At 36.3% G+C, this 26,582-nt stretch carries 26 protein-coding genes; 20 read left to right on the top strand and 6 right to left on the bottom strand.

The window, feature by feature from the left end:
- The first annotated feature begins 16 nt into the window (after positions 1-16).
- The 6 genes from queF to ACYQ0O_RS08975 all read left to right on the top strand — a co-directional run bounded on the left by queF (position 17) and on the right by ACYQ0O_RS08975 (position 4,647).
- Positions 17-427 (top strand): preQ(1) synthase, encoded by a 411-nt coding sequence (gene queF, locus ACYQ0O_RS08950; RefSeq protein ID WP_459892259.1) that lies wholly within the window; start codon positions 17-19, stop codon positions 425-427.
- A complete protein-coding gene (locus ACYQ0O_RS08955; protein ID WP_459892261.1) occupies positions 420-1,514 on the top strand; it encodes a uroporphyrinogen decarboxylase/cobalamine-independent methonine synthase family protein in 1,095 nt (364 codons plus the stop codon). The genes queF and ACYQ0O_RS08955 overlap by 8 nt, the downstream gene beginning before the upstream one ends.
- Positions 1,514-2,665: a class I SAM-dependent RNA methyltransferase gene (locus ACYQ0O_RS08960; RefSeq protein ID WP_459892263.1), complete on the top strand. Its 1,152-nt coding sequence runs from the start codon at positions 1,514-1,516 to the stop codon at positions 2,663-2,665. The genes ACYQ0O_RS08955 and ACYQ0O_RS08960 overlap by 1 nt, the downstream gene beginning before the upstream one ends.
- A gap of 10 nt (positions 2,666-2,675) precedes the next feature.
- Complete coding sequence (locus tag ACYQ0O_RS08965) at positions 2,676-3,215, top strand: hypothetical protein (RefSeq protein WP_459892265.1); 540 nt, start codon at positions 2,676-2,678, stop codon at positions 3,213-3,215.
- A complete protein-coding gene (locus tag ACYQ0O_RS08970) occupies positions 3,197-3,820 on the top strand; it encodes a YkgJ family cysteine cluster protein (RefSeq protein WP_459892267.1) in 624 nt (207 codons plus the stop codon). The genes ACYQ0O_RS08965 and ACYQ0O_RS08970 overlap by 19 nt, the downstream gene beginning before the upstream one ends.
- 266 nt (positions 3,821-4,086) lie before the next feature.
- Complete coding sequence (locus ACYQ0O_RS08975; protein WP_075068996.1) at positions 4,087-4,647, top strand: CvpA family protein; 561 nt, start codon at positions 4,087-4,089, stop codon at positions 4,645-4,647.
- A 6-nt stretch (positions 4,648-4,653) separates the two neighbouring features.
- On the opposite strand, the gene ACYQ0O_RS08980 is transcribed toward ACYQ0O_RS08975, so the two are convergent.
- The 6 genes from ACYQ0O_RS08980 to ACYQ0O_RS09005 all read right to left on the bottom strand — a co-directional run bounded on the left by ACYQ0O_RS08980 (position 4,654) and on the right by ACYQ0O_RS09005 (position 10,951).
- Positions 4,654-5,367, bottom strand: coding sequence for a FadR/GntR family transcriptional regulator (locus tag ACYQ0O_RS08980; RefSeq protein WP_459892269.1), 714 nt, complete (start codon positions 5,365-5,367; stop codon positions 4,654-4,656).
- Entirely contained in the window at positions 5,336-6,592 is a 1,257-nt protein-coding gene (locus ACYQ0O_RS08985; RefSeq protein WP_459892271.1) for a (Fe-S)-binding protein, read from the bottom strand. The genes ACYQ0O_RS08980 and ACYQ0O_RS08985 overlap by 32 nt, the downstream gene beginning before the upstream one ends.
- Positions 6,592-7,971, bottom strand: a complete 1,380-nt coding sequence (locus tag ACYQ0O_RS08990) for an FAD-binding oxidoreductase (RefSeq protein ID WP_459892273.1) — start codon at positions 7,969-7,971, stop codon at positions 6,592-6,594. Before ACYQ0O_RS08990 ends, ACYQ0O_RS08985 begins: the two co-directional genes overlap by 1 nt.
- Positions 7,972-7,984: 13 nt before the next feature.
- Complete coding sequence (locus ACYQ0O_RS08995) at positions 7,985-9,310, bottom strand: TRAP transporter large permease (RefSeq protein WP_459892275.1); 1,326 nt, start codon at positions 9,308-9,310, stop codon at positions 7,985-7,987.
- Positions 9,310-9,810, bottom strand: a complete 501-nt coding sequence (locus ACYQ0O_RS09000; protein ID WP_459892277.1) for a TRAP transporter small permease subunit — start codon at positions 9,808-9,810, stop codon at positions 9,310-9,312. The genes ACYQ0O_RS08995 and ACYQ0O_RS09000 overlap by 1 nt, the downstream gene beginning before the upstream one ends.
- Positions 9,811-9,871: 61 nt before the next feature.
- Complete coding sequence (locus ACYQ0O_RS09005) at positions 9,872-10,951, bottom strand: TRAP transporter substrate-binding protein (RefSeq protein ID WP_459892279.1); 1,080 nt, start codon at positions 10,949-10,951, stop codon at positions 9,872-9,874.
- Positions 10,952-11,201: 250 nt separating this feature from the next.
- On the opposite strand from ACYQ0O_RS09005, the gene ACYQ0O_RS09010 reads away from it, so the two are divergent.
- From ACYQ0O_RS09010 to ACYQ0O_RS09075, 14 genes are all read left to right on the top strand, one after another.
- On the top strand, positions 11,202-11,666 hold the full coding sequence (locus ACYQ0O_RS09010; protein WP_459892281.1) for an LUD domain-containing protein: 465 nt from the start codon (positions 11,202-11,204) through the stop codon (positions 11,664-11,666).
- An 11-nt stretch (positions 11,667-11,677) separates the two neighbouring features.
- A complete protein-coding gene (gene ldhH / locus ACYQ0O_RS09015) occupies positions 11,678-13,798 on the top strand; it encodes an L-lactate dehydrogenase (quinone) large subunit LdhH (RefSeq protein ID WP_459892283.1) in 2,121 nt (706 codons plus the stop codon).
- A 140-nt stretch (positions 13,799-13,938) separates the two neighbouring features.
- A complete protein-coding gene (mazG, locus tag ACYQ0O_RS09020) occupies positions 13,939-14,742 on the top strand; it encodes a nucleoside triphosphate pyrophosphohydrolase (RefSeq protein ID WP_459892285.1) in 804 nt (267 codons plus the stop codon).
- Positions 14,729-15,493, top strand: coding sequence for a Mut7-C RNAse domain-containing protein (locus ACYQ0O_RS09025; protein ID WP_459892287.1), 765 nt, complete (start codon positions 14,729-14,731; stop codon positions 15,491-15,493). The genes mazG and ACYQ0O_RS09025 overlap by 14 nt, the downstream gene beginning before the upstream one ends.
- Positions 15,494-15,556: 63 nt before the next feature.
- Positions 15,557-16,684: a 2-hydroxyacyl-CoA dehydratase subunit D gene (locus ACYQ0O_RS09030; RefSeq protein ID WP_459892289.1), complete on the top strand. Its 1,128-nt coding sequence runs from the start codon at positions 15,557-15,559 to the stop codon at positions 16,682-16,684.
- A gap of 12 nt (positions 16,685-16,696) precedes the next feature.
- Positions 16,697-17,914, top strand: coding sequence for a 2-hydroxyacyl-CoA dehydratase subunit D (locus tag ACYQ0O_RS09035; protein ID WP_459892291.1), 1,218 nt, complete (start codon positions 16,697-16,699; stop codon positions 17,912-17,914).
- A gap of 138 nt (positions 17,915-18,052) precedes the next feature.
- Complete coding sequence (locus ACYQ0O_RS09040) at positions 18,053-18,823, top strand: acyl-CoA dehydratase activase (protein WP_459892293.1); 771 nt, start codon at positions 18,053-18,055, stop codon at positions 18,821-18,823.
- 11 nt (positions 18,824-18,834) lie between these two features.
- The gene (locus ACYQ0O_RS09045; protein WP_459892295.1) at positions 18,835-19,731 is read left to right on the top strand and encodes an MBL fold metallo-hydrolase; all 897 of its coding nucleotides are present in this window, start codon (positions 18,835-18,837) and stop codon (positions 19,729-19,731) included.
- A 279-nt stretch (positions 19,732-20,010) separates the two neighbouring features.
- Positions 20,011-22,062, top strand: a complete 2,052-nt coding sequence (fusA, locus tag ACYQ0O_RS09050) for an elongation factor G (RefSeq protein WP_459892297.1) — start codon at positions 20,011-20,013, stop codon at positions 22,060-22,062.
- A gap of 132 nt (positions 22,063-22,194) precedes the next feature.
- Positions 22,195-22,956, top strand: a complete 762-nt coding sequence (gene rsmA, locus ACYQ0O_RS09055) for a 16S rRNA (adenine(1518)-N(6)/adenine(1519)-N(6))-dimethyltransferase RsmA (protein WP_459892299.1) — start codon at positions 22,195-22,197, stop codon at positions 22,954-22,956.
- A 172-nt stretch (positions 22,957-23,128) separates the two neighbouring features.
- A complete protein-coding gene (locus tag ACYQ0O_RS09060; RefSeq protein ID WP_459892301.1) occupies positions 23,129-23,404 on the top strand; it encodes an HU family DNA-binding protein in 276 nt (91 codons plus the stop codon).
- Between the two features lie 15 nt (positions 23,405-23,419).
- Positions 23,420-23,599, top strand: coding sequence for a hypothetical protein (locus ACYQ0O_RS09065; RefSeq protein WP_459892303.1), 180 nt, complete (start codon positions 23,420-23,422; stop codon positions 23,597-23,599).
- Between the two features lie 167 nt (positions 23,600-23,766).
- Positions 23,767-23,967, top strand: coding sequence for a 30S ribosomal protein S21 (gene rpsU / locus ACYQ0O_RS09070; protein WP_459892305.1), 201 nt, complete (start codon positions 23,767-23,769; stop codon positions 23,965-23,967).
- 213 nt (positions 23,968-24,180) lie between these two features.
- Positions 24,181-26,499, top strand: a complete 2,319-nt coding sequence (locus tag ACYQ0O_RS09075) for an endonuclease MutS2 (protein ID WP_459892307.1) — start codon at positions 24,181-24,183, stop codon at positions 26,497-26,499.
- Positions 26,500-26,582 lie beyond the last annotated feature (83 nt).

A 26,582-nucleotide genomic window follows, 5' to 3' on the forward strand; every position in this document is an offset into this window, starting at 1 on the left:
AAAAAAAGGGGGAAAGATGCCCAAGGCAGAAGGACTTAAGCTTCCATTTAAGGGACATGAACATATCAGGGCTGATTTTTTAGAGACCTTTGATTTTGATGGAAAAGATGAGTATATAAAAACAGAAACAAAAGAATTTGTGGCAGTGTGTCCATTTAGTGGGCTTCCTGATGTGGCAAGGGTGATAATTGAGTATTATCCAGATGGAGGTAAATGTGTTGAGCTTAAATCCTTAAAATACTACATGGTTAGTTTTAAGGAAGTTGGGATATATCAGGAAGAGGCAACAAAGAGGATATACGAGGATTTAAAAAAGGTCCTGGATACAGAGCGATTAAAAGTTACAACCATATACAACATAAGAGGAGGTTTTAAAACCACCGCAGTTTATGGGTCTCTGGAGAAAGGAAAATATCCCCATGAATAACTGGACATCTCTGGGTTATCTAAATACCACATCAATGGGAATACTGCCCCATCTGGACGTAACCAGGGCAATTAAGCTTGCTTTGAGTCTGGACATCCCATTCTGGCCACAGCTTCCCCTGAAAGATTTTAAAGAGGATATGTGGGTTCAGTTTTCCCATGGCTTTCCAGGGATTATAGTTGATTTTGAAAATAAGAAGGTGCGTTTTAACAGGGCAAAATTTTATGAAGATCTGGGTGATTACTCCCTAAAAATGGAAGAAGAGTCTTTTTTTGAGATTAAAAAAGAACACAGTCTTACCTTTTATAGATTTTTAAACACAGATTTATCTGAATATCCCGCAATTAGAGGACAGGTTACAGGACCAATCAACCTTGGTTTCAGGATATTGGATGAAGAAAACAAGCCAATAATTTATCATGACGATGTAAGAGAGCTTTTATTTCACTATGTGAAAAATAAGATATTGTGGCAGGATAGAGTGTTGAAGAAAAAGAATAAAAACGCATTCATATGGATTGATGAGCCAGCAATAGCCTGGACCTTTTCCTCCTTTTCTGGTTATACGGATATTCAGGCGAAAAAAGAATTGACAGATCTGTTTTCCCAATTTCCCAGGCCAAGGGGACTTCATCTCTGTATAAATGTGGATATGGATTTTTTGACGGCCTTTGATATTGATGTGCTTTCAATTGAAGTTTATCAGATGGAGATATTGACAAAGTCTGCAGCATCTAGCCTTGGAAAATTTGTAAAACAGGGAAAAACAATATCATGGGGCCTTGTTCCAACTGTCTCTGTATTTCTGGATGGTCAGTCTCCAGATACCCTGGCAGATAAACTTATGGGTTATATGAAACAGGTTGAGTTTTATGGAGGGGTTTCTTTGATAGATGTTGCTAAAAGATCCCTTATTGCCCCTGCCAGGTGCTGTTTAAAGAATGCTGATTTAACAGATCTTAAAAAAAATCCCTACCACAAAGCAGAGGAAATTGAGCAGGGTATAGAAGAAGAACTCATGGAAAGGGCAATTTACTACACCATAGAAGTATCCAGGATATTAAGGAAAAGGTTTGGATTTTTGTGATGATTGAAGTGATTGTGGAAAGACTCATATGGAGGGGAAGGGGGCTTGGGCGATTAAGTTCTGGTAAAAAGGTAATAATACTCCCACCTGTGCTACAAGAAGAGAGGGTTTTGGGTAAGGTAGTGAAGGAGAAAAAAGATTATGTGGAAATAGAGCCCGTTAAAATACTTAGTCCATCTAAATACAGGGTTCCCCATCCATGCGAAGTTTCCCACCTATGTGGTGGTTGTAGATTTGGGGTAATTGAAGATGGATTTGAGTTGGAGCTTAAAAAGGAAATATTTATAAAGGAATTTCAAAGATCCTTGAGGACTAGCAGGGATCTTTTTAAAGAAAAAGAGATTATAGTATTCCCATCACCAAAGAAATGGGGATACAGGTGGAGGGGACAGGTTTTTGTGGCAGATAAAAAGGCCCATTTTAAGAAACTCAAGACAAATGAGTTAGTGCCCATAAGGGGGTGTCTTCTTTTTTCCAATCCCCTAAATGAGAGGTTAAGGGAAAAATTTTTTGTGCGAGATAAAAAGGTAATAATAAGTGGCAGTCCCTTAACCAGGGATGTATTTACAGAATTTGATAATGGACCACTTATCCTTCCCTATTATGATTACCATATAAATTTACAGGTTCATCCATCTGTTTTTTTTCAAGCCAACTGGGATTTAAACCAGAGCTTGGTCGATTTTGTAATACATGCTGCAAATGAATTTGACAATATTGCAGATCTCTATGCTGGATGTGGAAACTTTTCTGTGCCCCTAACTAAACTCAAGAAAAATGTGGTTGCAGTTGAAAATAATCCTCTGGCAGTAAATGTTCTGGGTGAATTCAAAAGATCCAGTGGTGCAGAGCTGGTTGTAAAAAAAATGGACTTAGGGAAAAAATCACCTTATGAACTCATTAAAAAACATGGGGTGGAGTGCGTAATTTTAGATCCTCCACGTTCTGGTGGATCAAAATTTGTGCATGAACTCATTAACTACACGAATTTAAAAAGGATAATCTGGGTCTCCTGTGATATAGTAAATACAGCAAGGGATATAAGACCTGTGTTAAAAAATGGTTTTAGAATAAAAAAAATGGCGCTTTTTGATATGTTTCCAAAGACATATCATATGGAAGCAACATTAATTTTAGATAGGGACCAATAGGAGCTAGAAAATGATAGAAAATATTGCAGATGAGATAAAGTCCAGTAAACTCTCTATGGCAATAGGTGAGGATTTTTTGACGTGGTTGTGGTTTAAGAGTGAAAAAAATAATGGTGCATTTGAGACCAGGGATGGGGAGATATTTAGTTTGACAATGGGAGATAAGATCGTTGTACATGGAGGAGATGGGGAATTTAAAGAAAGTGCAATGTCTTCTGGTAAAAATTCCATGTTCAAAGAGGTAAGGGAGGGACTCAAAAATGGCAAAAAGGTATGTTCTGCAAAGATTATAATTGAATACAATGGAGAGGAATGGAGCTTTTTTATAAAGAGCGAAGATTTTTCCCTCTCTTCTTTTAAGACCCCCAAGGTCGCCAAAAAGATACAGGATGATGAAGACCCCGATGGGGTGTTTTTTGAAAAGGTCTATTTAGTTGAAAAGGCCCTGGATATATTTGATAATGTATTTATGGAATTTCTAAAACTAAAATTTGATCCTTCGTGGGAAGAAGAATTAGAGGAGATGCGCTCTTGGATAAAAGAGGGATAAATAATTTGCAATGCAAAAGGTGTGGAACATGTTGTAGAAAAAATCCCCCTACTATCCATATTCAGGATATAGAGTATATAGACTCTGGCAGGATTTCCCCTGTAAATTTAATTACCTTTAGAAAAGGAGAGGTTGCTTATGACAATGTAGCTGGAAGGCTCATATATCTTGAGGAGGAAATAGTTAAAATAAAGGCAAAAGACGGTACTTCAGAATGCATTTATTTTGATGGTGAAAATAACCTGTGCACAATATATGAATTCAGGCCAATGGAATGTAGGATATTAAAGTGCTGGGATACAGATGATATTTTAAATTTTTATTGTAAGGATAGGATAAATAGATTCCACATAGTGCCAGAACAATCAGCAATGGGTAAGATAATAAAAGAACATGATAGAATAACCAATTTAAAAAAATTTTTCAGGATCTATTTCTCATATAAAAACAGCAAAGATAAACATAAAAAAGAAGAATTGAATAAAATACTTTCATATGATATGAAGGTTAGAAGATATATAACAGAAAAAACAGGTGCTAACAGGGAGCTTGATTTTCTATTTGGAAGAGAACTTTTAAAAATTGTAGAAAATATGATAGTTTAATATATTTTTATTTGCCTATTCCTTTAGCTCCGATTATTGATTGGGTTATGAGTTAAGTGATAGTGAATAGTGATTAGTCTTTAGTTATTAGTCGTTAGTTGTTAGCAAAAGGATGAAGGTAGAAGGGTCCCTTCATCCTTGGACTACATACACATACACAGATCACATACACACTTTGGAGTTAGTGGAATCAGCAGATTTGACAAAAATGAGGATTTTTGAGATTCAATTTTTAAAATAAATTTTTTAGTTGAGAGGAATAGCACATGAACAAATTGGATATTATTTTTATAATAATACTCTCCTATACATTAATCAGGGGTTTTATCAGGGGAATAGTTAAAGAAATAATAGGGATTGTGGGGGTAATTGGCTCTTTTTTAATAGCGATAAATTTTTACACCAGGTTGACTGATTACATTACTAAAATAGTCTCAGACCCTCAAGTTGCAAATATTATTGCATTTGCATCCTTATTCATTGGGTCTATTTTGATTCTATATCTCCTTGGCGCCATGATAAGGGAACTTTTAAAGACCTTATCCCTTGGGTGGCTGGACAGATTAGGTGGAGGTGTTTTTGGATTTGTTAAAGGGACCTTGGTGTGTAGTCTTATAATCCTCATGCTTACCCTTACTCTGAGCCCCAAAAATTCATTGATCACCACTTCACGGCTCTCTCCATATATATCCATGGTAACTGAAAAGATAATCTACATAATCCCTGATGATGTAAAAAGAAAGTTCATGTCCAAGACAGAGGAGATGGAAAAGGTGTGGAAGGGGTCTGTATGGTATAAATTAAGACACCCTGAGCTTAATAAATAATAGTACTTAAAGATTTTTATCTTCAACTATTTTTTTTACGGAATCCATAACATAATTCATATGGGTGAGCATTGCAGAGTAGGCCTCTAGAGCATCTTTGTTTTTTATTGCTATATATATAGCTTTGTGTTGTTTGTACAAAAGATCATGTTTGTAATAATTATTATAAAGTCTACTTCTAACCTCGTATGAGATCTTCTCTATCCATTGATAGATGGTATTCATAATATGTATTAAGAATATATTTTTAGTTGCATAGGATATGGTAGAGTGGAAATCTGCATCAGAATCATACCCTATTTGACCTTCTTTTAAAGCCTCCTCCATTTCTTTTAAGTATTGCTCCAGTTGTCTTAATTCCTCATTAGTAATTCTCTCAGCAGCAGCATATGCTGCCCAGGTCTCCAGGATTTTTCTAACCTCCATTAAATCCACTATTGCATCTTTTTTATTGGCATATTCTTCAAATGCAAAATCAAGGGTTTCATCTCCAAGGGACTTTACAAAGGTCCCACCACCTTGCTTTTGTTCCAAAAGTCCCCTTGCTTCTAGTTTGTTTATGGCTTCCCTTAAGGTTGGTCTGCTAACACCCATTTGAGTGGCTAATTCTCGCTCAGGAGGAAGTTTATCCCCTGGCCTTAATTTACCTTCAACAATTAATTTCCTGATCTGCTCAAATATCTCATCACTAATTCTTTTGGGTTTTATCTTCTGAAACATTTTCCCCTATTACCTCGTAAAGAATTTCTATGGGATGGGCTACTCTACAATTTAGTTTTTCGTGCATTACTGCATTGGTCAAATTCATAACACAGCCAGGACACGGTGTAAACAATAGATTAATGTCCTTTTTTTTGATTTCCTGAACTTTTTTTAAGGATAATGACAGAGAATCATGATAGTTTTTTAAATTAAATGTACCACCAAAACCACAACAATCCTGGTTTGAGAGTTCAATAAAGTTCTTTGATATGTTTGAGACAAATTTTTTCATTTTGGGAATATCCTTTGATTGATAATGACATGGAACATGTAAGCTGGCTTTTTCCTGAATTTGGGTATTGATATCTATATTCAATACTTCTTTCAAAAAAATTAATATATCAATAAATGTTACATCAGGTTTAGTTAATCCTACTACGGAATTTAGATCGCTTAGTGTATAATTGCAAGTTGGACAAGCTGTTATTACATAATTTACTTTGTGTTTTTTAAAAAAAGTATAATTCTGGTTTAGTAATTTTTTCATGATATCGATATTTCCCATTGTAGCAGCAGGAATGCCACAACAGTAATTTATGTCTGGTACAATTACAGTAACTCCTAATTTGTTTAATAATTTTATAATCTTTTCTCCCCAGTCAGTGAAGATCATATTAATAGCGCATCCTGGATAAAAAATTACGGCCATTTTTTCGTTCTTTGCCTTATTTATTCCCCCATAACTTTCTGTAAAAAATGTTTTTTTTATGCTTTTTGTATATCTGTCTCCAAATAATTTAAAGTTTACCTGGTATATATCATTTTGAATTTCTTTTGTCCCAATTTTAAACGCAAAATGTAGTATAGGGGATAATTTAGTTATTAAATGTGGATGCAGTAGCAATAATTTTAATATTGACTTCTGGAACATAGACAACTTTTGTATTTTTCGCAAAATAGATTTTGCCCTTAAAAAGATCTCAACTGTACTTACTCCACTGGGACAATTTTTTTCACATCTGCCACACGCTATACAGTAATCAAGTATTTTAAGGGTGTTTTTTGCATCTTTAATATTCCCATAATATAAGGATTCAATTAAACTGATTTTTCCCCTTGCAACTGAACCTTCAAAAAAATTACACTTATAAAGTGGACATACAGCCTGACACATTCCACATTTCATGCATTTTATTACTAGCTGTTCTAACTCTTTTAGCTCATCTATTAATGTAATATTCATTACATAATTCCCATTTTGTGAGGATTTAGAAGATTTTTACTATCTATTCCTTTTTTTAAATTTTGCATGTAAGTTAGTGTAGCTCTCCCAATCTCCTTATCCAGGTATTTTGCTTTTAAGATGCCTATTCCATGTTCTCCACTCAATGTTCCCCCAAGCATTAATGCCTTTTCAAAAATTTCATCAATAGCCTTTTCAACCCTTAACATTTCTTCATTGTCCCTTTTGTCTGTTAAAATAGTAGGGTGAAGATTACCGTCACCAGCATGTCCAAAAGTTCCAATGGTAATCTGGTATTTTTTTGAAATACTTTGAATTTCTTCCATTAGATTGGGTATTTTACTCCTGGGGACTGTTGCATCTTCTAAAATAAGGGTGGGTTTTAGCCTGGCAAGGCAAGAAAGTGCATTTCTCCTAGCTGTCCATATATTCTCTTTTTGTTGTTTATCTATGGCCTCAAAAATATCTCCCCTATGCTTTTTGCACACGTCTTTTATTTTGTTAAATTCATCTTCTACAACCAACTTATGGCCATCTACTTCTATCAAAAGTAATGCATCCACATCTACTGGAAGACCAATTTTTTCATATTCTTCCACTGCTTGTATTGTGAAATTGTCCATTAGCTCCAATGTGCAGGGTAGTATCTTAGAGGCTATAATATGAGATACAGTTTCACAAGCATCCTGGATTGACTTATATTTTACCAGCATTGACCTTGAATATTCTGGTTTGGGAATAAGTTTTAATGTGATTTCATGTATTATTCCAAGGAGGCCTTCTGATCCCACCATGAGACCTGGGAGATTGAAGCCAGTAACAAGTTTTACTGTTTTTCCTCCACCGATTATTTCATTCCCCTCACTATCTAAAAATTTTACACCCATGACATAGTCTTTGGTAACTCCATATTTAAGGCCCCTAAGGCCTCCAGCATTTTCCGCAACATTTCCACCTAAAGTGGATATACTCATGCTCCCTGGATCTGGAGGATAAAATAAATCGTGCTTTTGGGCAGCATCTGCCAATGTCTTTGTAATTACTCCTGGTTCAACTACAGCATATAGGTCATTTGAGTTAATCTCTTTGATCTTATTCATTTTAGTGGTGACTAATACGCAACCACCTTTTAGCGGGACTGTGCCTCCACTTAAATTTGTACCAGCGCCTCTTGTAACTATGGGGACATTATTTTCATACATAAGGTGAACAACTTCTTTTAACTGTTCCTTGTTTTCAGGAAACACTACTATATCCGGCAAGCACTTTTTACAGAAGGCAGCATCATATGAAAAAAGAGCACATTGGGCTTCACTATTTAGTAATTGATTTTTTTTTGGTAATATTTCTTTTAATTTTTTTATTAGGTTTTTGTTCATAAAAATCTCCAGATTATTTAAATACCACAGAGGGTAGCCAGGTGATTATCTGGGGAAATGCAATGCAGAGGACGAGCCCTATAGCCTGGAGAACAACAAATGGAATGATTCCTCTGTATATATGAGCCATTGTCATCCCTTCTGGGGCCACACCTTTTAAGTAAAAGAGTGCATATCCAAAAGGAGGAGTTAGAAATGACATTTGAAGGTTAATGGAAACAATCATTGCAAACCAGAGTGGGTCAAAATGGAGTTGGTCAACTGCAAGAGGAGTAAAGATGGGCACACATAAAAGGAGTATTCCCAACCAATCTACAAACATCCCTAGAATAAAAATTATAAACATCATTATGCTCAAGATAACCCATTTATTGGAACTTATAGCGAATATCAGGCTGGTAAAAACATCGCCTCCTCCCAGACCCATAAAAACAGAGGTATAGAAGTTAGCACCAACAAATATGAGCATCACCATGCAAGTGATTTTAAGAGTGGAATATCCCGCTTCCTGCAACATAGAAAGGTTTAATCTTTTGTTTAGTGCTGCTAGTATCAATGCTCCAACACATCCAAGTCCAGCAGCCTCTGTTGGGGTTGCAATTCCTGCAGCAATACTACCAAGCACTGCAAATATCAAAAATAGAGGGGGAATCATTGATTTAAAGGTCATTATTATTTTTTGATTTAAGGTGTGTGTCCTCTCTTCTTTTGGAATTGGTGGCCCTGCATCTGGATTTATAAATGTGCAGTATATCCATGTATAAATAAGATACAGAGATGAAAGCAAAAGGCCTGGCAGGAAGGCTGCCATGAAGAGTTTTCCAACAGACATGCCAATTAGCCCTCCATATACCACCAGCATAATAGACGGGGGAATTAATATTCCCAGGGTACCCCCAGCAGTGATGACCCCTGCGGTCAGTTCTTTAGAATAGCCTTTTTTTAACATGGCAGGGGCTGCCAGAAGGCCCATGGCAACAACTGATGCCCCAATAATGCCCGTTGTTGCAGCAAAAACAGTGCAAACAACTATAGTTGCCAGTGCAAGACCTCCTCTAATTGGACCTAGCACAATGTACATGGTTTCATATAAATCTTCTGCTACGCCAGATTTATCTAAAAATTGCGCCATTAAAATAAATAGCGGTATTGCAACAAGTACATAGTTGGTCATAAGGCCGTAGGTCTTGTTTGCAAGGATAAAAAAGGCACCAGGACCATATCCTAAGATGCCAAAAATGATCCCCAGTGCGCCAAGGGTAATTCCAAGGGGATGACCTAAAAACACGGCAAATAATAAAAGCACAAACATTGCAATAGACAGAATTTCTGGATCCATTATATCTCTTCTCCTTTGATTTTATAATAGGATTTAATAGCTTCAGATATTCCCTGTAGAAATAAGAGGAAAAAGGCAATGGGCATAAATGTTTTAAAGGGATAAATTGGAGGAGCCCAAGGAGACTGGCTATGCTCCATACCTTGCCATGATTGCAACATGAATATCCAGGACGATTTAATGGCAATGAGTGTAAATGGAATGAAAAATATAAAAAATGTTATTAAATCTAAAATACCCTGTACTCTGGTACTAAATCTAGAATAAAATACATCTATTCCAATATGCATTTTGTGTTTTAATGTATATCCAAAACCCATTAGAAACATAACAGCATAGAGCATATAGCTGAATTCAAATCCCCACATTGTAGGACTATTGAAGACCTTTCTCCTTACCACTTCATATACAACTACAAAAAGTAAAACATACACTATATAACTGGTTATTTTGCCAATAATTTCATTTAACCAATCTATGGCTTTTGCTATTTTTTTCATATAACCTCCTGTAAAAAAGGGGGAGATACTATCTCTCCCCTTTTTTTACCTGTTCATAAGATTATTCATAGTGTTTTCCCTTTATATATTCTTCATAGGGATAAGCAGATACTCCACTTCTTAAGTCTTTCCATTTTGAATAGTGCTTTATAAAATTTTCCTGAGATGTTAGTACTTTGTCCAAAAAAGGATTTTGTTTCCTAAGTTTGTCTAGATATTTTTTTGTTGTTTTTCTCAGCTCATTGAGAGATTTGTCTGATAATTTATTAAATTTTACCCCCTGTTTTTGATATTTTTCAATTGCAAGGGCATTGTTATATTCGCTTGTTGTTAAATCCCATAGCTGTAGTTCTCTAGACGCTATCTGCAATACATACTTTAGGTGATCTGGCAGTCTGTCGTAAGCTTTTTTGTTGACTTCAAACATGAGCTGAACAGCAGTTTGGTGCCAACCTGGAACCATTACGTTCTTGGCTATGTCCTGAAAACCCATGGGAAAGGTAATATATGGGGTGGAAAATTCTGCTGAATCTAGGACTCCCCTTTCAAAGGCCAAATATATCTCGCCCCCGGGTAGTGGAGTTACAGATACTCCCATGTCCTTTAATATGTCTGCTGCCCACCCCACTGTTCTAACTTTCATACCTTTTAATTGAGATACCTCTGTGACTGGTTTTTTGGTAAAAAATCCCATTTCCTGGCCAGAATTTCCTCCCATTAAAGGGATAAGTCCATATTTACCATAAAGTTCTTTAGCCAGTTTCATCCCATCTCCAGACATGAGCCAGATTGAATACTCCACGTTATTCATGCCAAAAGGAACAGATGCAAATGCTACAAATGCCTGGTCTTTACCCTTCCAGTAGCCAGGCCAGTCATGCCCCATTTCAGCTACCCCGTTTCTAACAGCATCAAATACCTGGAATGCAGGGACAATTGAACCTGCGGGAAATACTTTGATCTTTAATTGACCGTTTGAGAGTTTTTCCACTGTCTTTGCAAAATGAAGAACTGTTTGATGCCAGGGAATACCTGTGGGCCATGTGGTTACCAACTTCCAGTGATAGGTCTTTGCAAAGGTTGTAACACTTAAAAAAATAAATAAAACAGTCACACTTAAAACCTTTGAAAACATCCTCATAACAAACCCTCCTTTTTAGTTGTTATTAAATGGACAGACCAAATTAAAACCTGATTATTTAAATAAATACGGTATAGCTTCTAAAAAATGATTATAAATTGGTAAAGCCATTTAACAATAAATCCATTTTTTGTTAACCTGTTTTTTAAAAAATAATAACTGGATTTATTATATGTAATATGCCTATTGACAAAAATATAAACATCGATATATTGGTATTACCAATTATTTATATGCGGGGATTTTTTTTATGATTGAAAAATTTATTTGTCAGTCAAAGGCAGTTGGGAGTAAAAATTATTTGGTAAAGGAAGATGAGCTCAGGGAAAAAGATTTAAAAAAAGATTATGATTTTGTGTACTTGCCCTCGTTTTCTCAGTTCAAGAGATGTGATATGGGAAAGGAGGGGATTTCTTGTGCTCTGATAGAGGCCAATTATGGAATAGCTGAGACAGGCTCTGTTGTGATCAACTCTTTAGATTTAGAGATTAGAAAGGCTACGTGTCTTGCTGAAAAGCTGGATATAGTTGTTTTTAAGTCAAAGATAATGGAGCGCTTAGAAGACGTTGAAGGATTTTTAAAGGAGCTTACCAAAAAGAATAGTTACATAGCCTTTATAACTGGGGCAAGCAGGACAGCGGATATTGAGAGAGTGCTCACAATTGGTGTTCATGGGCCGTGTGAGGTAAATATTTTTATTATTCAGGATAAATAGGAGCTTATCCCATGGTTAAACAGAAAATTAGAAGGGCCATATCCAATAAGGTCTTGTATAAAAATTTAAAATCCTTTGTGGAAAATTACAAGATTGCAAAAACAAAGGCCTATGAAGGCCATAATTTTGATGATATCAGAAAACAGATAAATAAACTCAAAGATTATTCATACAATGAAGTTATTTCGCTGTATGAACAATTCAAGCGAAATGTCCAAAGTAAGGGTTGTTTTGTCTATGCAGCAAAAGATGCAAAAGATGCAAATGAATATATTTTAGATGTATGTAAAAAACATAGTGCAAATTTAATTGTAAAATCAAAGTCTATGACATCTGAAGAAATAGGGCTAAATAGATTTTTAGAAAATAATGGAATAACACCTATTGAAACTGATCTTGGTGAGTGGATTTTGCAGCTTGCAGGAGAGAGACCGTCTCATATGGTTATGCCTGCAATTCATAAAAGCAGACAGGAAGTAGCTAGATTACTTGAAGAATTAAAAGGTGAACAAGTTGATGAAAATAATATTGAAAATATGGTTAAGATTGCAAGATATACCTTGAGAGAATACTTTTTTAAGGCCAAAGTTGGTATAACTGGTGCTAATTTAGCCATAGCTGAAACCGGGACCATTGCTATTGTGACCAACGAGGGTAATGCAAGACTTACAACCACTATTCCTGATGTACATATAGTCCTTTTGGGATATGAAAAACTCGTGAGAAATTTTAATGATGCCCTAAAGATTTTAAGGGCCCTTCCAAAGAGTGCAACAGGTCAGATAATTAGCACGTATGTTACCTGGATTTCAGGTACATATCCGTCGTTAAATAATAAAGAGGTCCATTTTGTATTTTTAGATAATGGCAGGCTTCCTATTTTGAAAAACCCAGCCCTAAAAGAGGCCCTAAAGTGTATTAGATGCGGTAGCTGCGCAAATGTTTGTCCAGTATATGAAATTGTAGGAGGACATGTATTTGGTTCTACATATGTGGGTGCAATAGGACTTATTTTGACTTGCTTTTATGAAGATGAAAAGATTGCAAATGAACTTATGAAGATGTGTATTGGATGTAAGACATGCTCAGTAAACTGTCCTGCAGGTATAAATCTTCAATCTATAATATTTGACATTAATTCTACAATTTCTGAAAAATATTCTATTCCTGCTTATAAAAAAATTTTATATTCCCAGGTAATGTCCAAATCATTTATTTTTTCTTCTCTTGCAACTATTGGAAGACATCTACAAAAGCCAATTGTAGAGGATAATAAAATACAAAAAGTTTTATTTTTGCCTAAAAGTAAAGATTTCAGAGTGCTTCCTGCCATTGCTCCAAAGTCATTTACAAATTTATATAGAGGATATTATAAAGACACAGGTAAAAAGTATAAAGATAATATTATTTTTTATCCAGGATGTGCAATAGAATATTTTTATCCCTATATGGGTGTATATCTTTTAAAAGTTTTAGACAAAATAGATGTTAAAGTAAATATACCAAAAAAAATGGTATGTTGTGGACTTCCATCTCTTCATTCAGGACTTGGGACTGTTGGCAAAAATACGATTTTTAAAAATTTAACTTTTTTTGATGAAAGTATAGATCAAAATGTGATTGTTCTTTGTCCAACCTGCGGCTCTACAATAAAGGAAGAGTTCCATAAATACACCATTAGTTCCCCGAGAGATTATAAAAAAAGTGTTGAACTTGGCTCAAAGATTAAGTCTTTATCGCAATTTTTGTATGAAAGAGGTGTACAAATAAAATACAACCAGGATTACAAAGTAACCTACCACACCCCTTGTCATCAAGAAAGAGGACTTTGCTTTTCAACTGAAGGGTTTCTAAAGGATATTTTAGGGGACTTTTTTGTGCCACTTAAAGACAGTGACAAATGTTGTGGCTTTGGTGGCTCTTTTTCCTTTGATTTTCCAGAGATATCAAAAAGGATACTTGATAATAAAATAGAAAACATCCTGGCCACAAATGCTGATATTGTTTTGACAGATTGTCCTGGTTGTGTGTTGCAAATTGAAGGAGGACTCAAGAAAAGGGGAATTTTTACTCCAGTTATGCATGTCTCAGAATTTCTGCAAAAATATACTGAGATTTCTTACTTAACATGACGATCTCATTTAGATAATTTTCTTTGATCATTAAGGTCTTTATTAACCTGCCTAAAAATTTATTATTTCCTTTTGAAAACATCTCTGATAATTGATCACATCAATTGATGTTTAAATTGTATAGTGGAGGTCTTTTAGTTATGGAGTTCGATCCAAAAGAGGTATTTCATGTTATATCTGCCCTTTTAGGGCCCAATGGGTGTCCATGGGACAAAAAACAGACACCTGATTCTCTGTGTGAATATTTGATTGAAGAGGTCTTTGAGCTGGTTGAGGCAATAAGAAAAAAAGATATCCTAGAGATTGAAGAAGAACTCGGAGATGTCTATTTTTTATTGTTTTTTATAACTTACCTTTTAAACAGGGACTTTGGTATTGATGTAAATAAGGTGTTTTTTAAAAATGTACAAAAGATGAAAAACAGACATCCCCATGTTTTCGGGGACATAAGAATTTCATCAGAGGAAGAGATCTTAAGAAATTGGGAAAAGATAAAACAAAAAGAAAAAAATCACAGGGATAAAAATCCAATGGATTCCATACCAAAATCTCTACCTCCGTTAATCAGGGCGTATAGAATCCATTCCAAGGCAGAGAAAATGGGATTTACCTGGCTTACAGATAGAGATCAAAAAGATAGCCTGTTAAGAGAGCTCGAGGAGTTTCTCCATGCAAAGGAAAAAAAAGACCAGCAAGAAATGGAGGAGGAATTTGGAGACCTATTGTTTTCCCTGGTGGAATATGGACGAAGAAACAGGATAAAGGCAAATGCTGCTCTTCAGAGGTCCATTTGTAAGTTCCTTGATCGATTTTATAAAATGATTTCTCTGGCAAAGGATAAGGGCCTTGAATTTGAGAAACTTTCCCAAAAGGAAAAGGACAAACTCTGGGATGAAGTAAAACAAAGGGAACAGGATTTAAAAAGTCAAAATGGTTGTCCATGAGCCTATTCTTTATATAAGTTTTTTGGGATGGCTTAAAAATGGCCTTAGATGTAGTAAAAAATATATCCTAGATTCTAATGAAGATGAAAAAAAGATAGCCTATCCACTTAATAGACGGGCCTCAATAAAAGACATAATCGAGGCCCTTGGCATCCCGCATACAGAAATAGGCCTAATTAAGTGTGAAAATGGAAGAATAGATTTTTCCCACATTCCTAAAAATCAAGAACATATCCACGTATATCCTCACAAGATACCCATTGAAAGGGATAATTATTTATTTCAAGAGCCAATAGAAGAGCTAAAATTTTTGGTTGACGCAAACGTTGGAAAGCTTGCTAGGTTTTTGAGGATGTTTGGATATGACTGTTTTTTTGATTGGCAAGTCTCTGATGAAAAAATAGCTGAAATAGCATATACCCAAAAAAGAATAGTGTTATCCAAGGACCTTCAGCTACTTAAGCGAAAAAAAATACTATGGGGAAAATATATTCAGGCCAGTTTACCTGAAGATCAATTAAGAGAGGTGATAAAATTTTTTAATCTTGATTTAAATTATAGCCCTTTTTCAAGGTGTCTTATTTGCAACGAAAAATTAATTTCCGTGGATAAGGACAAAATAATTCATAGATTGGAACCAAAAACAAAAAAGTATTTCAATGAATTTTCAGTCTGTCCAAGGTGCAATAAAATTTATTGGCCAGGGTCTCATGTGGAAAAAATGAAAAACTTGTTAAAGAACCTGGTTTAGTGTAACTAGTTCTTTTAAATAAAATAAAACTTATAACATTAGATATTATCTAGGGAGAAAGTCATGGAGATAAGATCTATTTTAAGAGAATTTGAAGAAATAGCAAAAGATCCAGTTTCTTATTTAAAGACACTGGATGAACAAGGGAAAAATATTGTGCTCTATACCTGCTCTTATGTGCCAGAAGAGGTCATATGGGCATTTGGGTTCCATCCTGTCAGGATTTTAGGCATATCTGAAACCCAGGAACTCTCAAATTCTCATCTGCAACCATATTGTTGCCCTGCAGGAAAGGCAATATTAGAAGACATTCTGTCAAGAAAATTACCTGCCGCCCATGTGGTTTTTTCAAACACATGTGACACCATGCAGAGAATATCAGACATAGTGAGATTAAATACAGATCTTACGCATTTTGATTTTATGGTACCAGCAAGGTTGGACTCAAGTGCATCAAAAAAATACATGGAGGACCAGATTATCAATCTTGTGAGATTTATGGAGGAGATATCTCCTGATTTTCAGGGAGAGAGAAAAGATATTACAGAGTATAGCCATAAGATGTCTTTGACATTAGAACTTTTTGAGAAGATCAGAACAACCATTTTAGAGCTAACAGACCTTTTTAAGTCAATAGATGATGTTACAAATAAAGATATTCACAATATATTGTTTGCATCATATGTTATGGATAGAGAAGACTTTGCAAAAAAGATAGGTAACCTCTTAAATATGTTGAAGGACTTAAGTCTTTCAACCTCAAATAAAAAAAGGATAATCTTAACTGGAAGCATATGCTGTTTTTCTGGGATATATGAGATTTTGGACAATGCAGGTGCAAAGGTTGTTTATGATGATCTTTGTTCTGGCATAAGACCATATCAACGACAGGTTGAATTAAAGGGGAACTGGATTAGTGCCATTTCTCATAGTCTGTTAAAAAGGCCAATATGTGCAGCAAAATATATGGGACCTTTTGCAAGGTTTTCATATCTAAAAGAGCTCATAGGAAAATACAATGCACAGGGCATAATATTTATGGTTCCAAAATTTTGTGATCCCCATTTGTTTGATTTTCCAGATATGAAAAAAGAGATCAACATACCTATACTTCTTCTGGAGACCAATGAAAAAAATCAAATAAAAGGACCTGAGAAGACCAGAATAGAAGCATTTTTAGAAACCATATAAGGGGAGATTGTTATGGATATACAATATAGAAAAGAGCCAATTAAGATGAAGTCAAAGATGAAAGAAATAATGACAAATTATTTCTTAGAGGCCTTTGATGCAAAGAACAGAGGCAAAAAGGTTGCATGGATAACCAGTGGTGGTCCTGTTGAACCCTTAATCGCTATGGATGTGATTCCCATATATCCAGAAAATCACGGGGCAATGATTGGTGCATCAAAAATGGGGGATAAGCTCGTATCTTCTGCAGAATCCCTTGGATATTCCTGTGATCTCTGCTCTTATGCAACTGCAGACATTGCATGTAGCAGGGGAGAAAAAGGGCCAATTGGACATCTGCCACAGCCAGATATGTTGATTTGCTGCAACAATATCTGCTCTACTGTTGTAAAATGGTATGAAATACAGGCAAGGTATTTTGATGTGCCTTTGTTTATTCTGGATACTCCAATGTGTCACAAGGACTTTACTGAAGAAATAAAGGAATATGTCCAGAAACAATTTGATGAGCTTTTTTTATTTTTAGAGAATGTATGTGGGAAAAAGATGGATTTTGATACACTGGAAAAAGTGGGCAGATTATCAATAGAAGCACAAAGGCTGTGGCAAAAAATTTTGGATACAACAGTACATTCTCCAGCACCAATGAGTGCCTTTGATGCATTTTTCCACCTGGCTCTAATTGTTACTTTAAGGGGAACTGATGTCTGCGTTAATTATTATAGAGAATTACTGGATGAAATGGAAGATAGGGTAAAAAATGGAATATGCGCTGTTCCAGGGGAAAAATATAGAATCCTCTGGGATAATTTGCCAATCTGGTACAAGACAAAATGGCTTTCTGAAAAATTTGCTGAAAGGGATGTATGTTTGGTAGCTGACACATATACATCTGCCTGGTGTAGCTCCCTTAAATACATTGATGAAGATGATTTTTTAGGCTCAATTGCAACTGCATACATCAGGATTTACCTTAACCAGGGAATTGATATCATGGCTGAGGAGGTAATAAAAATGATAGATAAATACAGAGTCCACGGTCTTGTTATGCATTCAAACAGGAGTTGCAAGCCATACTCCTTTGGGCAGTACGATATTCAGAGGATAGTAAGGGAGAAGACTGGACTGCCAATCTTAATAATAGAAGCAGACATGCTGGACCAAAGATCCTTTTCAGATGCACAGATTGAAAGCAGGATAGATGCGTTTTGTGAAATACTTGGGAGTTAATTGAGAATTCATAAGTTAGAATTAAATGGGAACAATGAATCTGGTGAAAATCTGTTTTGATTATTATAAAGTGGTTATTTTTGATTCACAAAAGACTTTAAACATTGAACTTGAACATTTTTTTTTGGAGGTTTTCGCATGATCACTGCAGGTATAGATATTGGCTCTACTACTGTTAAATGTGCAATATTAAAAGACGGGGAGATTATTGCAACTGCCATAGATTTTACTGGATACAATGTAAAAGAGGCATGGAAAAAGATTTTGTACAACGCAGTGGAAAAAGCAGGTATTTCTAGGGATAAAATAGACAGAATAATTTCAACTGGATACGGCAGAGAAAGTGTGGATATTGCAAATAAAAAGATAACAGAAATCACCTGCCATGGCGCTGGCGCCCACTTTCTACAACCAAATGTTAGGACAGTAATTGATATTGGTGGCCAGGACTCAAAGGCAATATCCCTGGATAAAAATGGGCGGGTACTTGACTTTGTCATGAATGATAAGTGTGCTGCAGGAACTGGAAGGTTTTTGGAGGTAATGGCAAGGGCCATGGAGGTGGATTTAGATCAGTTTGGGAAATTATCAATGGAGGCAAAGGATCCAGTGAAAATCAGTAGTCTATGTACTGTGTTTGCTGAATCAGAAGTCATTTCAATGATATCTCAGGGAAAATCCCGGGAAGATATAATTGCTGGTATCCACAGATCAATTGCCTCCAGGGTATATTCAATGGCAAGCAGGCTTGATATTAGACCTCCAATTATGCTAACAGGTGGTGTTGCCAAAAATAAAGGGTTGGTTAAGGAACTTTCTGAAAAAGTGGGACAGGATTTAATCATTAGCCCATATGCACAATTAAATGGGGCCATTGGCGCAGCTTATCTTGCGCAAAAACAAAATTAAGGGGGAGAGTTATGAGGATGGTGGAACCAGGAAAGGTTATTGATGGTATTTATCTATTAGGCAGGCCAGAATCCAATGTGTATTTATTGGACGGAGATAATGAGGCAGCTATTTTAGGGGGTGGGATGATATACATAGCCCCGGATGTGGTTTCACAGATAGAAAAATTTGATGTTGATCCCAAAAAGATCAAAAAAGCAGTGATCCTCCACTCCCATTTTGATCACATTGGTATTTTGCCATACTTAAAGGAAAAGTGGCCATGGATTGAGGTTTATGGGTCAAAAAGGGCAAAGGATCTACTTTCAAAGGAAAAGGTTATTTCCTCTATACAGTTTATGAATGATATTATCTTGGAAAAACAAAATATGAAGCAAAAGGCAAAGGAGCTTGGGCTGGATTTTCCTGCCCTGGAAGTTGAAAAGGTAGTCTCTGATGGTGACATAATCAAGGTGGGAAACTTTAGCCTCCAGGTGTTGGAAGTTCCAGGACATTCTTCTTGCTCCATTGCCCTTTATGAACCCAATTTAAAGGCCCTGTTTGCTTCTGATGCAGGTGGCATTCCCATGGGAGACGATGTATTTACTGCAGCCAATTCCAATTTTGATAAATATCTTGATAGCTTAAATAGGATGAGCAAATTAGATGTCAATGTCCATCTGGCAGAACACTTTGGGGCAATGGTGGGAGAAGATGCAAAAAAATTTATGGAAAAATCCATTGAATCAGCAAAACTAACAAGAAAGATCTTGGAAGATACATACAAAAGGCATGGTGATATTTCTGCTGCCACAGAGGATGTAACAAATCTGCTAATGTCAAAGATGGAGACGGAATTTTTGCCACGGGAGGTTATCTCAATAGTAGTTGGACAGATGTTAAAATATATAGCTAAAATGGAGTCCTGACATTTCCTGATAGATAGACGTTAATGTTCTTTTATTTGTTACTATACCACTCCACCCCTTTACTACTACACAATAATACGGAACTTTGCCATTATATCTTGACGTTTGGCGCTAAACACTTAACTCTATAAGGCCAACAAGCATTGAACCTTGAATATAGTGATTAGTAATTAGTGAAAGGTGAAGGCAGAAGGGTGAAGGGAGAAGAATACCTGAAATTTTGAACTTTGAACTTTGAACCTTGAACGTTGAACGTTGAATCTTGATGAGGGGTGTTTTATGTCTAAGAAGACAAAGGGATCTGATAAATATTTAAATTTTATAAGAAATATAGGAATTATTGCCCATATTGATGCAGGAAAGACCACCTTAACTGAGCGGATTTTGTATTACACCAAAAGGATACACAGGATGGGTGAAGTCCATGAGGGCACTGCCACCATGGATTATATGCCTGAGGAACAGGAGCGTGGAATCACCATAACATCAGCGTGTACCTCCTGTCATTGGCAAAACAAACAGATAAATATAATAGATACCCCTGGTCATGTGGACTTTACAATAGAAGTTGAGAGGGCCTTAAGGGTATTGGACGGGGCAGTTGGTATTTTTTGTGCTGTGGGCGGGGTTGAGCCCCAGAGCGAAACTGTTTGGAAACAATCTGAAAAATATCATGTGCCCAAGATAGCCTTTATCAATAAAATGGATAGGATAGGTGCAAATTTTGAGAATGTGCTCCATGAGATGAAGAAAAAATTAGGGGCTAATCCAGTGCCTGTCCAAATTCCCTGGGGTGCAGGTCAGGATTTTGAGGGCATTATAGATCTCATAGAGATGAAATTTTTATGCTTTGATCCCAATACAGAAGGTGAGGTCTTTGAAAAAAAGGACCTTACCAATGAACAGCTTGAAAAGGCCCAGATTTGGCGAGATAAACTAGTTGAGAGCGTGTCAGAAATAGATGAAGGGTTATTGGAAAAATATTTAGGTGAAGAAGAAATAACCATACAAGAAATAAAAGATGCACTTAAAAAAGGAACCATAGAGCTAAAACTAACTCCAGTTTTTGTTGGATCAGCCTTAAAAAAGATAGGGGTACAGCCAGTTTTAGATGGTATTTGTGACTATTTGCCATCACCTGTGGAGGTAAAGCAATTAGAGGGAATTGATCCTGATACAAAAAAGAAAAAGGTATTTCCCATATCTTCCACTGCTCCATTTTCAGCCCTTGTGTTTAAAATTACCATGGAGTCAGGCAGGCAGCTTTCTCTATTTAGGGTCTATTCTGGGACTGTGAAGGCTGGAGATATAGTGTATAATGCAACTCAGGGAAAAACTTTAAGAATAGCCAGGCTTTTTACCCTTCACGCAGATAGAAAAGAGCGGATTGATATGGCAAGGGCAGGTGAAATTGTTGGTGGAGCTGGACTAAAAGACGTTAGGACAGGAGACTCCCTTTGCTTTGAAGATAACAAAATAATTTTGGAGAAGATAAGCGATTACCAGTCAGTTATCTCTATTGCCCTTGAACCCAAAAATAGTGCTGAGGGGGAAAGATTAATAGATGCCTTGAATAAACTTTTAAAAGAAGACCCCACTCTTTTTATGAAAGTAGATGAGGAGACTGGCCAGATCATCCTATCAGGTATGGGAGAATTACACTTAGAGGTGATTCAGGAAAGGCTAAAGAGGGAATACAAAGTGGAGTTCAGGGCAGGGACGCCTCAAGTTGTGTATCGTGAGACAATCTCCAGGACAGCCAAAGTCAAAGAGGAATTTTTTAGAGAACTTGGAGAAAATATGCACTATGGGTATGTGGAACTAAAGGTAGAGCCAATAGACAGGCATGGAGATAACAAAGTTATATTTGAGGTGGATACTTCCACCTATCCAGACAGATTTGTTATAGCAACAGAAACAGCTATAAGAGATGGCCTGCAGAGCGGAGTATTAAAGGGAAGTCCCCTTCAGGGGGTTAAGGTATCAATATTGGGCATGGGTAATTTAAGGGAAGAGTCCTCAGAGGTTGGATATCACATGGCTGCAGCAAGTGGTCTAAAAAAGGCCCTTGAGAGTGCTGGACCTGTGTTGATGGAACCCATTATGGCCGTGGAAATATATGTTCCAGAAGAGTTTGTTGGCGACGTTATTTCCCTAATTGGGATAAAAGGTGGAAAGATTGAAAATATGTTTGAGAGGGGCACAGATAAAGTGGTCCAGGCCCTGGCGCCTTTGAGAAAACTCTTTGGATTTTCAACTGACCTTAGATCTGCTACCCAGGGTAGGGCAAGTTTTATAATGAAATTTGAGAAGTTTGATGTGCTTGATTAGATGTGGATCTGTTTATAGTGGTGGAGTAGTATAGTGGTATAGTGGAGAAGTAGTAAAGTAGTTACCCACCACCAACCATTACCAGTTATTAACTAAAACCTGTTACTAATCACTATATATGGTAACTATTATATGTTTTTTCCCAAAAAGAGCTTAGGTCAGAATTTTTTAATAGATCACAATATCTTAAAAAAGATAGTTAAGATAATATCTCCAACAGATAATGACAAGATAATTGAAATTGGACCAGGGCAAGGGGCATTAACCGGATATCTTGCTAATAGGTGTGATACTCTCCTGACCGTGGAAAAAGACAGGGAACTTGCCTTTTTCATAAAAAAGAATTTGAATGTGGAAGTGATACTGACAGACGCCCTTTATGTCCCCTGGTCAAGGATAAATGGGAAATTTAACAAGGTTGTTGGAAACCTGCCGTACAATATTTCCACAACACTTATATGGGATCTAACTTCTCAGTTAACGGACATAGATATTATGGTGTTTACTGTGCAAAGGGAGGTGGCTGAAAAAATAGGATCAAGGGTAGGTGAAAAAAAATATGGTCCTATATCTGTTTGGGTGCAGACCTTTTGTGATGTGAAATTAGAATTTTTAATAAATCCAAATTGTTTTTATCCACGGCCAAAGGTAATGTCCCAGGTAATTTCTCTTAAGCCAAAGAAGATTTTTCTAGACAACTACTTAAAAAAAAGGCTATCAAGCACTTTGAAAATATGCTTTAATAGTCCCCGTAAGCAAATCAAGAATCTCCTTAAAGGCTATTGGGGGTGGGAGTTGAAGGCTCTTTTTGAAAAAAGAGGCCTCAGGGGACATATGCGTCCTAACATGTTAAGTGTAGAAGATTATATTGAAATTTCCCAGGTCATTTTTTGAGCAGGAGAGTTTTTTGCTTGTGAATTGAGGGATAATAGCTTGACAGAGCTTTTTATTTAATATTAGATTTCCTATCTATTAGACGTTAGTTACTTGAAACAAATCTGGATTAAAGTTTTAGTAGGCTGAATAAAAAACATAAAGGCCCCAAAAATCAAAGGAGGAAGATATAATGACAAAGGCAGATCTTATTGCAAAGGTTGCAGAACTGGCAGAAATGAAAAAAACAGAGGCAGAGAAAGCTGTAGCAGCTTGCCTTGATGCCATCAAAGAGATCTTACAAAATGATCAAAAACTCACAATCACAGGATTTGGTACCTTTGAGGTGGTTCAGAGAAAAGAAAGAAAGGGTAGAAATCCTCAGACCGGTGAGGAAATGATTATTCCTGCAGCTAAAGTGGTTAAGTTTAAACCAGGAAAACTCTTAAAAGAAGCTGTTAAACAATAACTCAAGGGGAAAAATATGCTTCCTGGCGAAACAATCCATTCAATGTTGCCCCAGGACTTGCCCTGGTGGAGACCTGATCATGCAATATTCTTTGGGATAGTTTACATTATACTTATGGTTATTGGCTCTGGAGTGGGACTGGTAGTTTTTAAATCTCTAATAGAGGTATTTAAAGAAAAAAGCCAAATTGATTAAGCTGAGTTCAGAGTTTGGCTAGTAAAATAATCAGTTACTCTATTTGTAAAAGCCTAGAAAAGGAGGTGGATATGTATTTACACCTCCTTTTTTTCTTGCCATTAAAAAGGATTTTTTTTAAAGTTTGATTCTTAGTGTTTTACTTATCTAGAAAGGGGGTGAGCTTAGTGCCAGGAGTTTTTTTACAAGATGGCGATAATTTTGAGATTGCCGTAAAGAAGTTTAAAAAGCAGTGCGAAAAGGCAGGGATCCTCTCAGAGTTGAAAAAGAGGCAGCATTATGAGAAACCCAGTGTAAAGAAGAAAAAGAAAGAGGCTGCTGCTAGAAAAAGGCTTATGAAAAAGCTAAGAAAAGCAGGTTTGATTTAGTTTTTTCTGGAAAAAGTCTGGGGAAACGCCCCTTTATAGGGGGTGTTTCCTTTTTTTGATTTCCTTCCATAATAATTTAACTGTTCCTAGCTAAATATATAAACCTGCCCACAGCACCTCAAGGTATTGATAAAAAGTAAAGTGTGGAGGATATAAGGGCAAAACCATAGTCTTGAGAGGTGTTAGCGGGTGGGTCCAAAAAGTGGATTGCCCATGGAAAAAAATACCCTTGATTTATTGGAATATCACAATGTCTTAAATTTTATTTCAGATTTTTGTGTCTCAGAAAGTGGTAAAAAAAAGGCCTTAAATATCAGGCCTGGTATAGATGAGACATATGTAAAAAAAGAACTTGCTGCTTTAAAAAAGGCCTTTGAGTATAAGGATGAGTTTAAAGGACTCCCTCTGGATTTTCCCCCTCTGGATGGAATATTTTCCCACATAAATTCTGGTAAAGTATTAGATGAAGATGGCTTTTGGGCTATTTCTGTTTTTTTGGACAAGGCGAGCAAGTTAAAGGACTTGGTTAAAGAGTTGGATCAAGAATCCCTGTCAGTTTTGTTTGTTTCTTTGTCTACTTTACCCTGGCCTGAAAAACTTTTTCAGGCATTAAGGAGGTGTTTTGATCAAAATGGCCACATAAAAGACCATGCCAGCCCGAATCTTGCATCAATAAGGGGGGAGATAAGAAAGATTCAAAGGCAGTGTACAAAAAAAATAAATGAATTTATTGCTGATCAAAATATATCTCAGATGCTCCAGGATGAATATCTTACCATTTCTTCAGACAGGTATGTAATTGCCTTGAAATCAAATTTTAAGGGTAGGATTAAGGGAATTGTCCACGACTATTCTCAAAGTGGTGAGACATGCTACTTTGAGCCGCTGTTTTTAATAGATTTAAATAATAAATTACAAGAACTTAGAAAATTAGAGAGGGAAGAAATAAATAGGGTTCTAAAATATTTAACCTCTCTTTTAACTGGGGATATAGATAAAGTTTTAACTCTATATGAGTTGATGGTTGATGTGGATATAATAAGGGCGAAGATTTTATTTTCTGAGAAAATCAAGGGCAATATAATAAACATAGATGAGGGTAGTGTTTCTCTAAGGGATGTAAGACATCCAATATTATTTATTGAATATGGGGATAAGATTGAACCGGTGGATATAATTTTAGAAAAGAGCCAGAGGGCCCTTATCTTGACTGGTGGAAATTCTGGGGGGAAGACTGTATCCTTAAAGACTCTGGGACTTTGTGCGTTGATGGCCTATAGTGGACTTCCTGTTCCATGTTTGGATGGTAGTAGTATTCCCTTTTGGGAAGATATCTTTGTTTTTTTAGGAGATGAACAGTCCTTGCATGAGAATTTAAGCACATTTACTGCCCAGATTAAGAAAATTAGGGATATTTGGCCTAAGGTGGGAAAATCCACTTTGGTTTTGTTAGATGAGTTTGGATCTGGTACAGATCCCTCACAGGGTTCTGCCCTGGCACAGGCTGTTTTGGACTGTTTGCTTGAGAGGGGTGCATGGATTTTTTCTGTTACACATTTTCCATCCCTTAAAGTATATGCATTAAACAATGATAAAGTGAGGGCAGCAACAGTTCTATTTGATCCCAAGACCAAAAAGCCCCTGTACAAGATAGCTTATGATCAGGTGGGGACTTCCCAGGCCCTTGATGTTGCAAAAGAATTTGGTATGCCTCAAGAGATCTTAATGAGGGCCAAAAAATATCTCCTTATTGATGATGAAAAGACAAATTCTGTTATTGAGAAATTAAATGTCCTTGCTGTTGAAAGGGAGAAGGAACTCATAAACTTAAGGCAAAAGGAGATAGAACTTGAGAGAGAAAGAAAAAGACTCAAGGAGAAATTTGAAAAAAAGGTAAATGAGTTAATAAATGAAATAAGTAGTGGAGTTAAGGAAATAATTACAGCATATAGGGAGCAGAGGATTCAGAGAAAGCTTGCCCAAAAAAAATTACAGGAATACAGACAGAGGTTGCAAAAAGAGATACATAAAAAGGTTTCAAATCAAGATAGGATGGGTTCTAGTGAATCCATAGACATAAATAAATTGGAGTTAGGCTCTGAGCTCTTATATATTCCATGGTCAAAAAAAGGGGTGGTGGAACAAATAGACATAAAACAAGCCAGGATAAAATTGAATATTTCAGGAGTGAGTATCTGGGTGAGATTAGATGAGGTTCACCTGATAGAATCAAGAGAGAAAAAGGGATCTGATCCAAAGGTAATGGTGAGACTAGATAGAGACAAAATGTCCTTTTCATCCCTGGATATTAGAGGTAAAAGGGTAGAAGAAGCAGAGGTAGAGCTCCTCCAATTTCTAGACAGGGCCATATATCGTGGTGCCAGTTCTGTTGAAATCATACATGGTAGGGGAGAGGGTATCCTAAGGGGCCGGGTACATGAAATTTTGCGTGAACTCCCAAATGTTGATTCCTTTTATTTTGCCCCAGAAGATAGGGGTGGAGATGGAGTTACAATTGTTAAACTTCGTTAAAAAGTGAATAGTGATTGGTGATTAGTGAACTGGCTGTCCACCTCTAACCACTACCAATTATTGACCCAAACCTGTCACTAATC

Source organism: Desulfothermus okinawensis JCM 13304 (genome assembly GCF_054654515.1).

Excerpts from the sequence above, each read along its gene's own strand:
- ACYQ0O_RS09025 (WP_459892287.1), top strand. The coding sequence starts at position 14,729 with ATGGTTGTCCATGAGCCTATTCTTTATATAAGTTTTTTGGGATGGCTT.
- ACYQ0O_RS08980 (WP_459892269.1), bottom strand. The coding sequence starts at position 5,367 with ATGTTTCAGAAGATAAAACCCAAAAGAATTAGTGATGAGATATTTGAG.
- ACYQ0O_RS09010 (WP_459892281.1), top strand. The coding sequence starts at position 11,202 with ATGATTGAAAAATTTATTTGTCAGTCAAAGGCAGTTGGGAGTAAAAAT.
- ACYQ0O_RS09040 (WP_459892293.1), top strand. The coding sequence starts at position 18,053 with ATGATCACTGCAGGTATAGATATTGGCTCTACTACTGTTAAATGTGCA.
- ldhH (WP_459892283.1), top strand. The coding sequence starts at position 11,678 with ATGGTTAAACAGAAAATTAGAAGGGCCATATCCAATAAGGTCTTGTAT.
- ACYQ0O_RS08990 (WP_459892273.1), bottom strand. The coding sequence starts at position 7,971 with ATGAACAAAAACCTAATAAAAAAATTAAAAGAAATATTACCAAAAAAA.
- rsmA (WP_459892299.1), top strand. The coding sequence starts at position 22,195 with ATGTTTTTTCCCAAAAAGAGCTTAGGTCAGAATTTTTTAATAGATCAC.
- ACYQ0O_RS08965 (WP_459892265.1), top strand. The coding sequence starts at position 2,676 with ATGATAGAAAATATTGCAGATGAGATAAAGTCCAGTAAACTCTCTATG.
- ACYQ0O_RS09035 (WP_459892291.1), top strand. The coding sequence starts at position 16,697 with ATGGATATACAATATAGAAAAGAGCCAATTAAGATGAAGTCAAAGATG.
- ACYQ0O_RS09075 (WP_459892307.1), top strand. The coding sequence starts at position 24,181 with ATGGAAAAAAATACCCTTGATTTATTGGAATATCACAATGTCTTAAAT.
- fusA (WP_459892297.1), top strand. The coding sequence starts at position 20,011 with ATGTCTAAGAAGACAAAGGGATCTGATAAATATTTAAATTTTATAAGA.
- ACYQ0O_RS09060 (WP_459892301.1), top strand. The coding sequence starts at position 23,129 with ATGACAAAGGCAGATCTTATTGCAAAGGTTGCAGAACTGGCAGAAATG.
- ACYQ0O_RS09030 (WP_459892289.1), top strand. The coding sequence starts at position 15,557 with ATGGAGATAAGATCTATTTTAAGAGAATTTGAAGAAATAGCAAAAGAT.
- ACYQ0O_RS08975 (WP_075068996.1), top strand. The coding sequence starts at position 4,087 with ATGAACAAATTGGATATTATTTTTATAATAATACTCTCCTATACATTA.
- ACYQ0O_RS09065 (WP_459892303.1), top strand. The coding sequence starts at position 23,420 with ATGCTTCCTGGCGAAACAATCCATTCAATGTTGCCCCAGGACTTGCCC.
- mazG (WP_459892285.1), top strand. The coding sequence starts at position 13,939 with ATGGAGTTCGATCCAAAAGAGGTATTTCATGTTATATCTGCCCTTTTA.
- queF (WP_459892259.1), top strand. The coding sequence starts at position 17 with ATGCCCAAGGCAGAAGGACTTAAGCTTCCATTTAAGGGACATGAACAT.
- ACYQ0O_RS08955 (WP_459892261.1), top strand. The coding sequence starts at position 420 with ATGAATAACTGGACATCTCTGGGTTATCTAAATACCACATCAATGGGA.
- ACYQ0O_RS09000 (WP_459892277.1), bottom strand. The coding sequence starts at position 9,810 with ATGAAAAAAATAGCAAAAGCCATAGATTGGTTAAATGAAATTATTGGC.
- ACYQ0O_RS09045 (WP_459892295.1), top strand. The coding sequence starts at position 18,835 with ATGAGGATGGTGGAACCAGGAAAGGTTATTGATGGTATTTATCTATTA.
- ACYQ0O_RS08995 (WP_459892275.1), bottom strand. The coding sequence starts at position 9,310 with ATGGATCCAGAAATTCTGTCTATTGCAATGTTTGTGCTTTTATTATTT.
- ACYQ0O_RS08960 (WP_459892263.1), top strand. The coding sequence starts at position 1,514 with ATGATTGAAGTGATTGTGGAAAGACTCATATGGAGGGGAAGGGGGCTT.
- ACYQ0O_RS08985 (WP_459892271.1), bottom strand. The coding sequence starts at position 6,592 with ATGAATATTACATTAATAGATGAGCTAAAAGAGTTAGAACAGCTAGTA.
- ACYQ0O_RS09005 (WP_459892279.1), bottom strand. The coding sequence starts at position 10,951 with ATGAGGATGTTTTCAAAGGTTTTAAGTGTGACTGTTTTATTTATTTTT.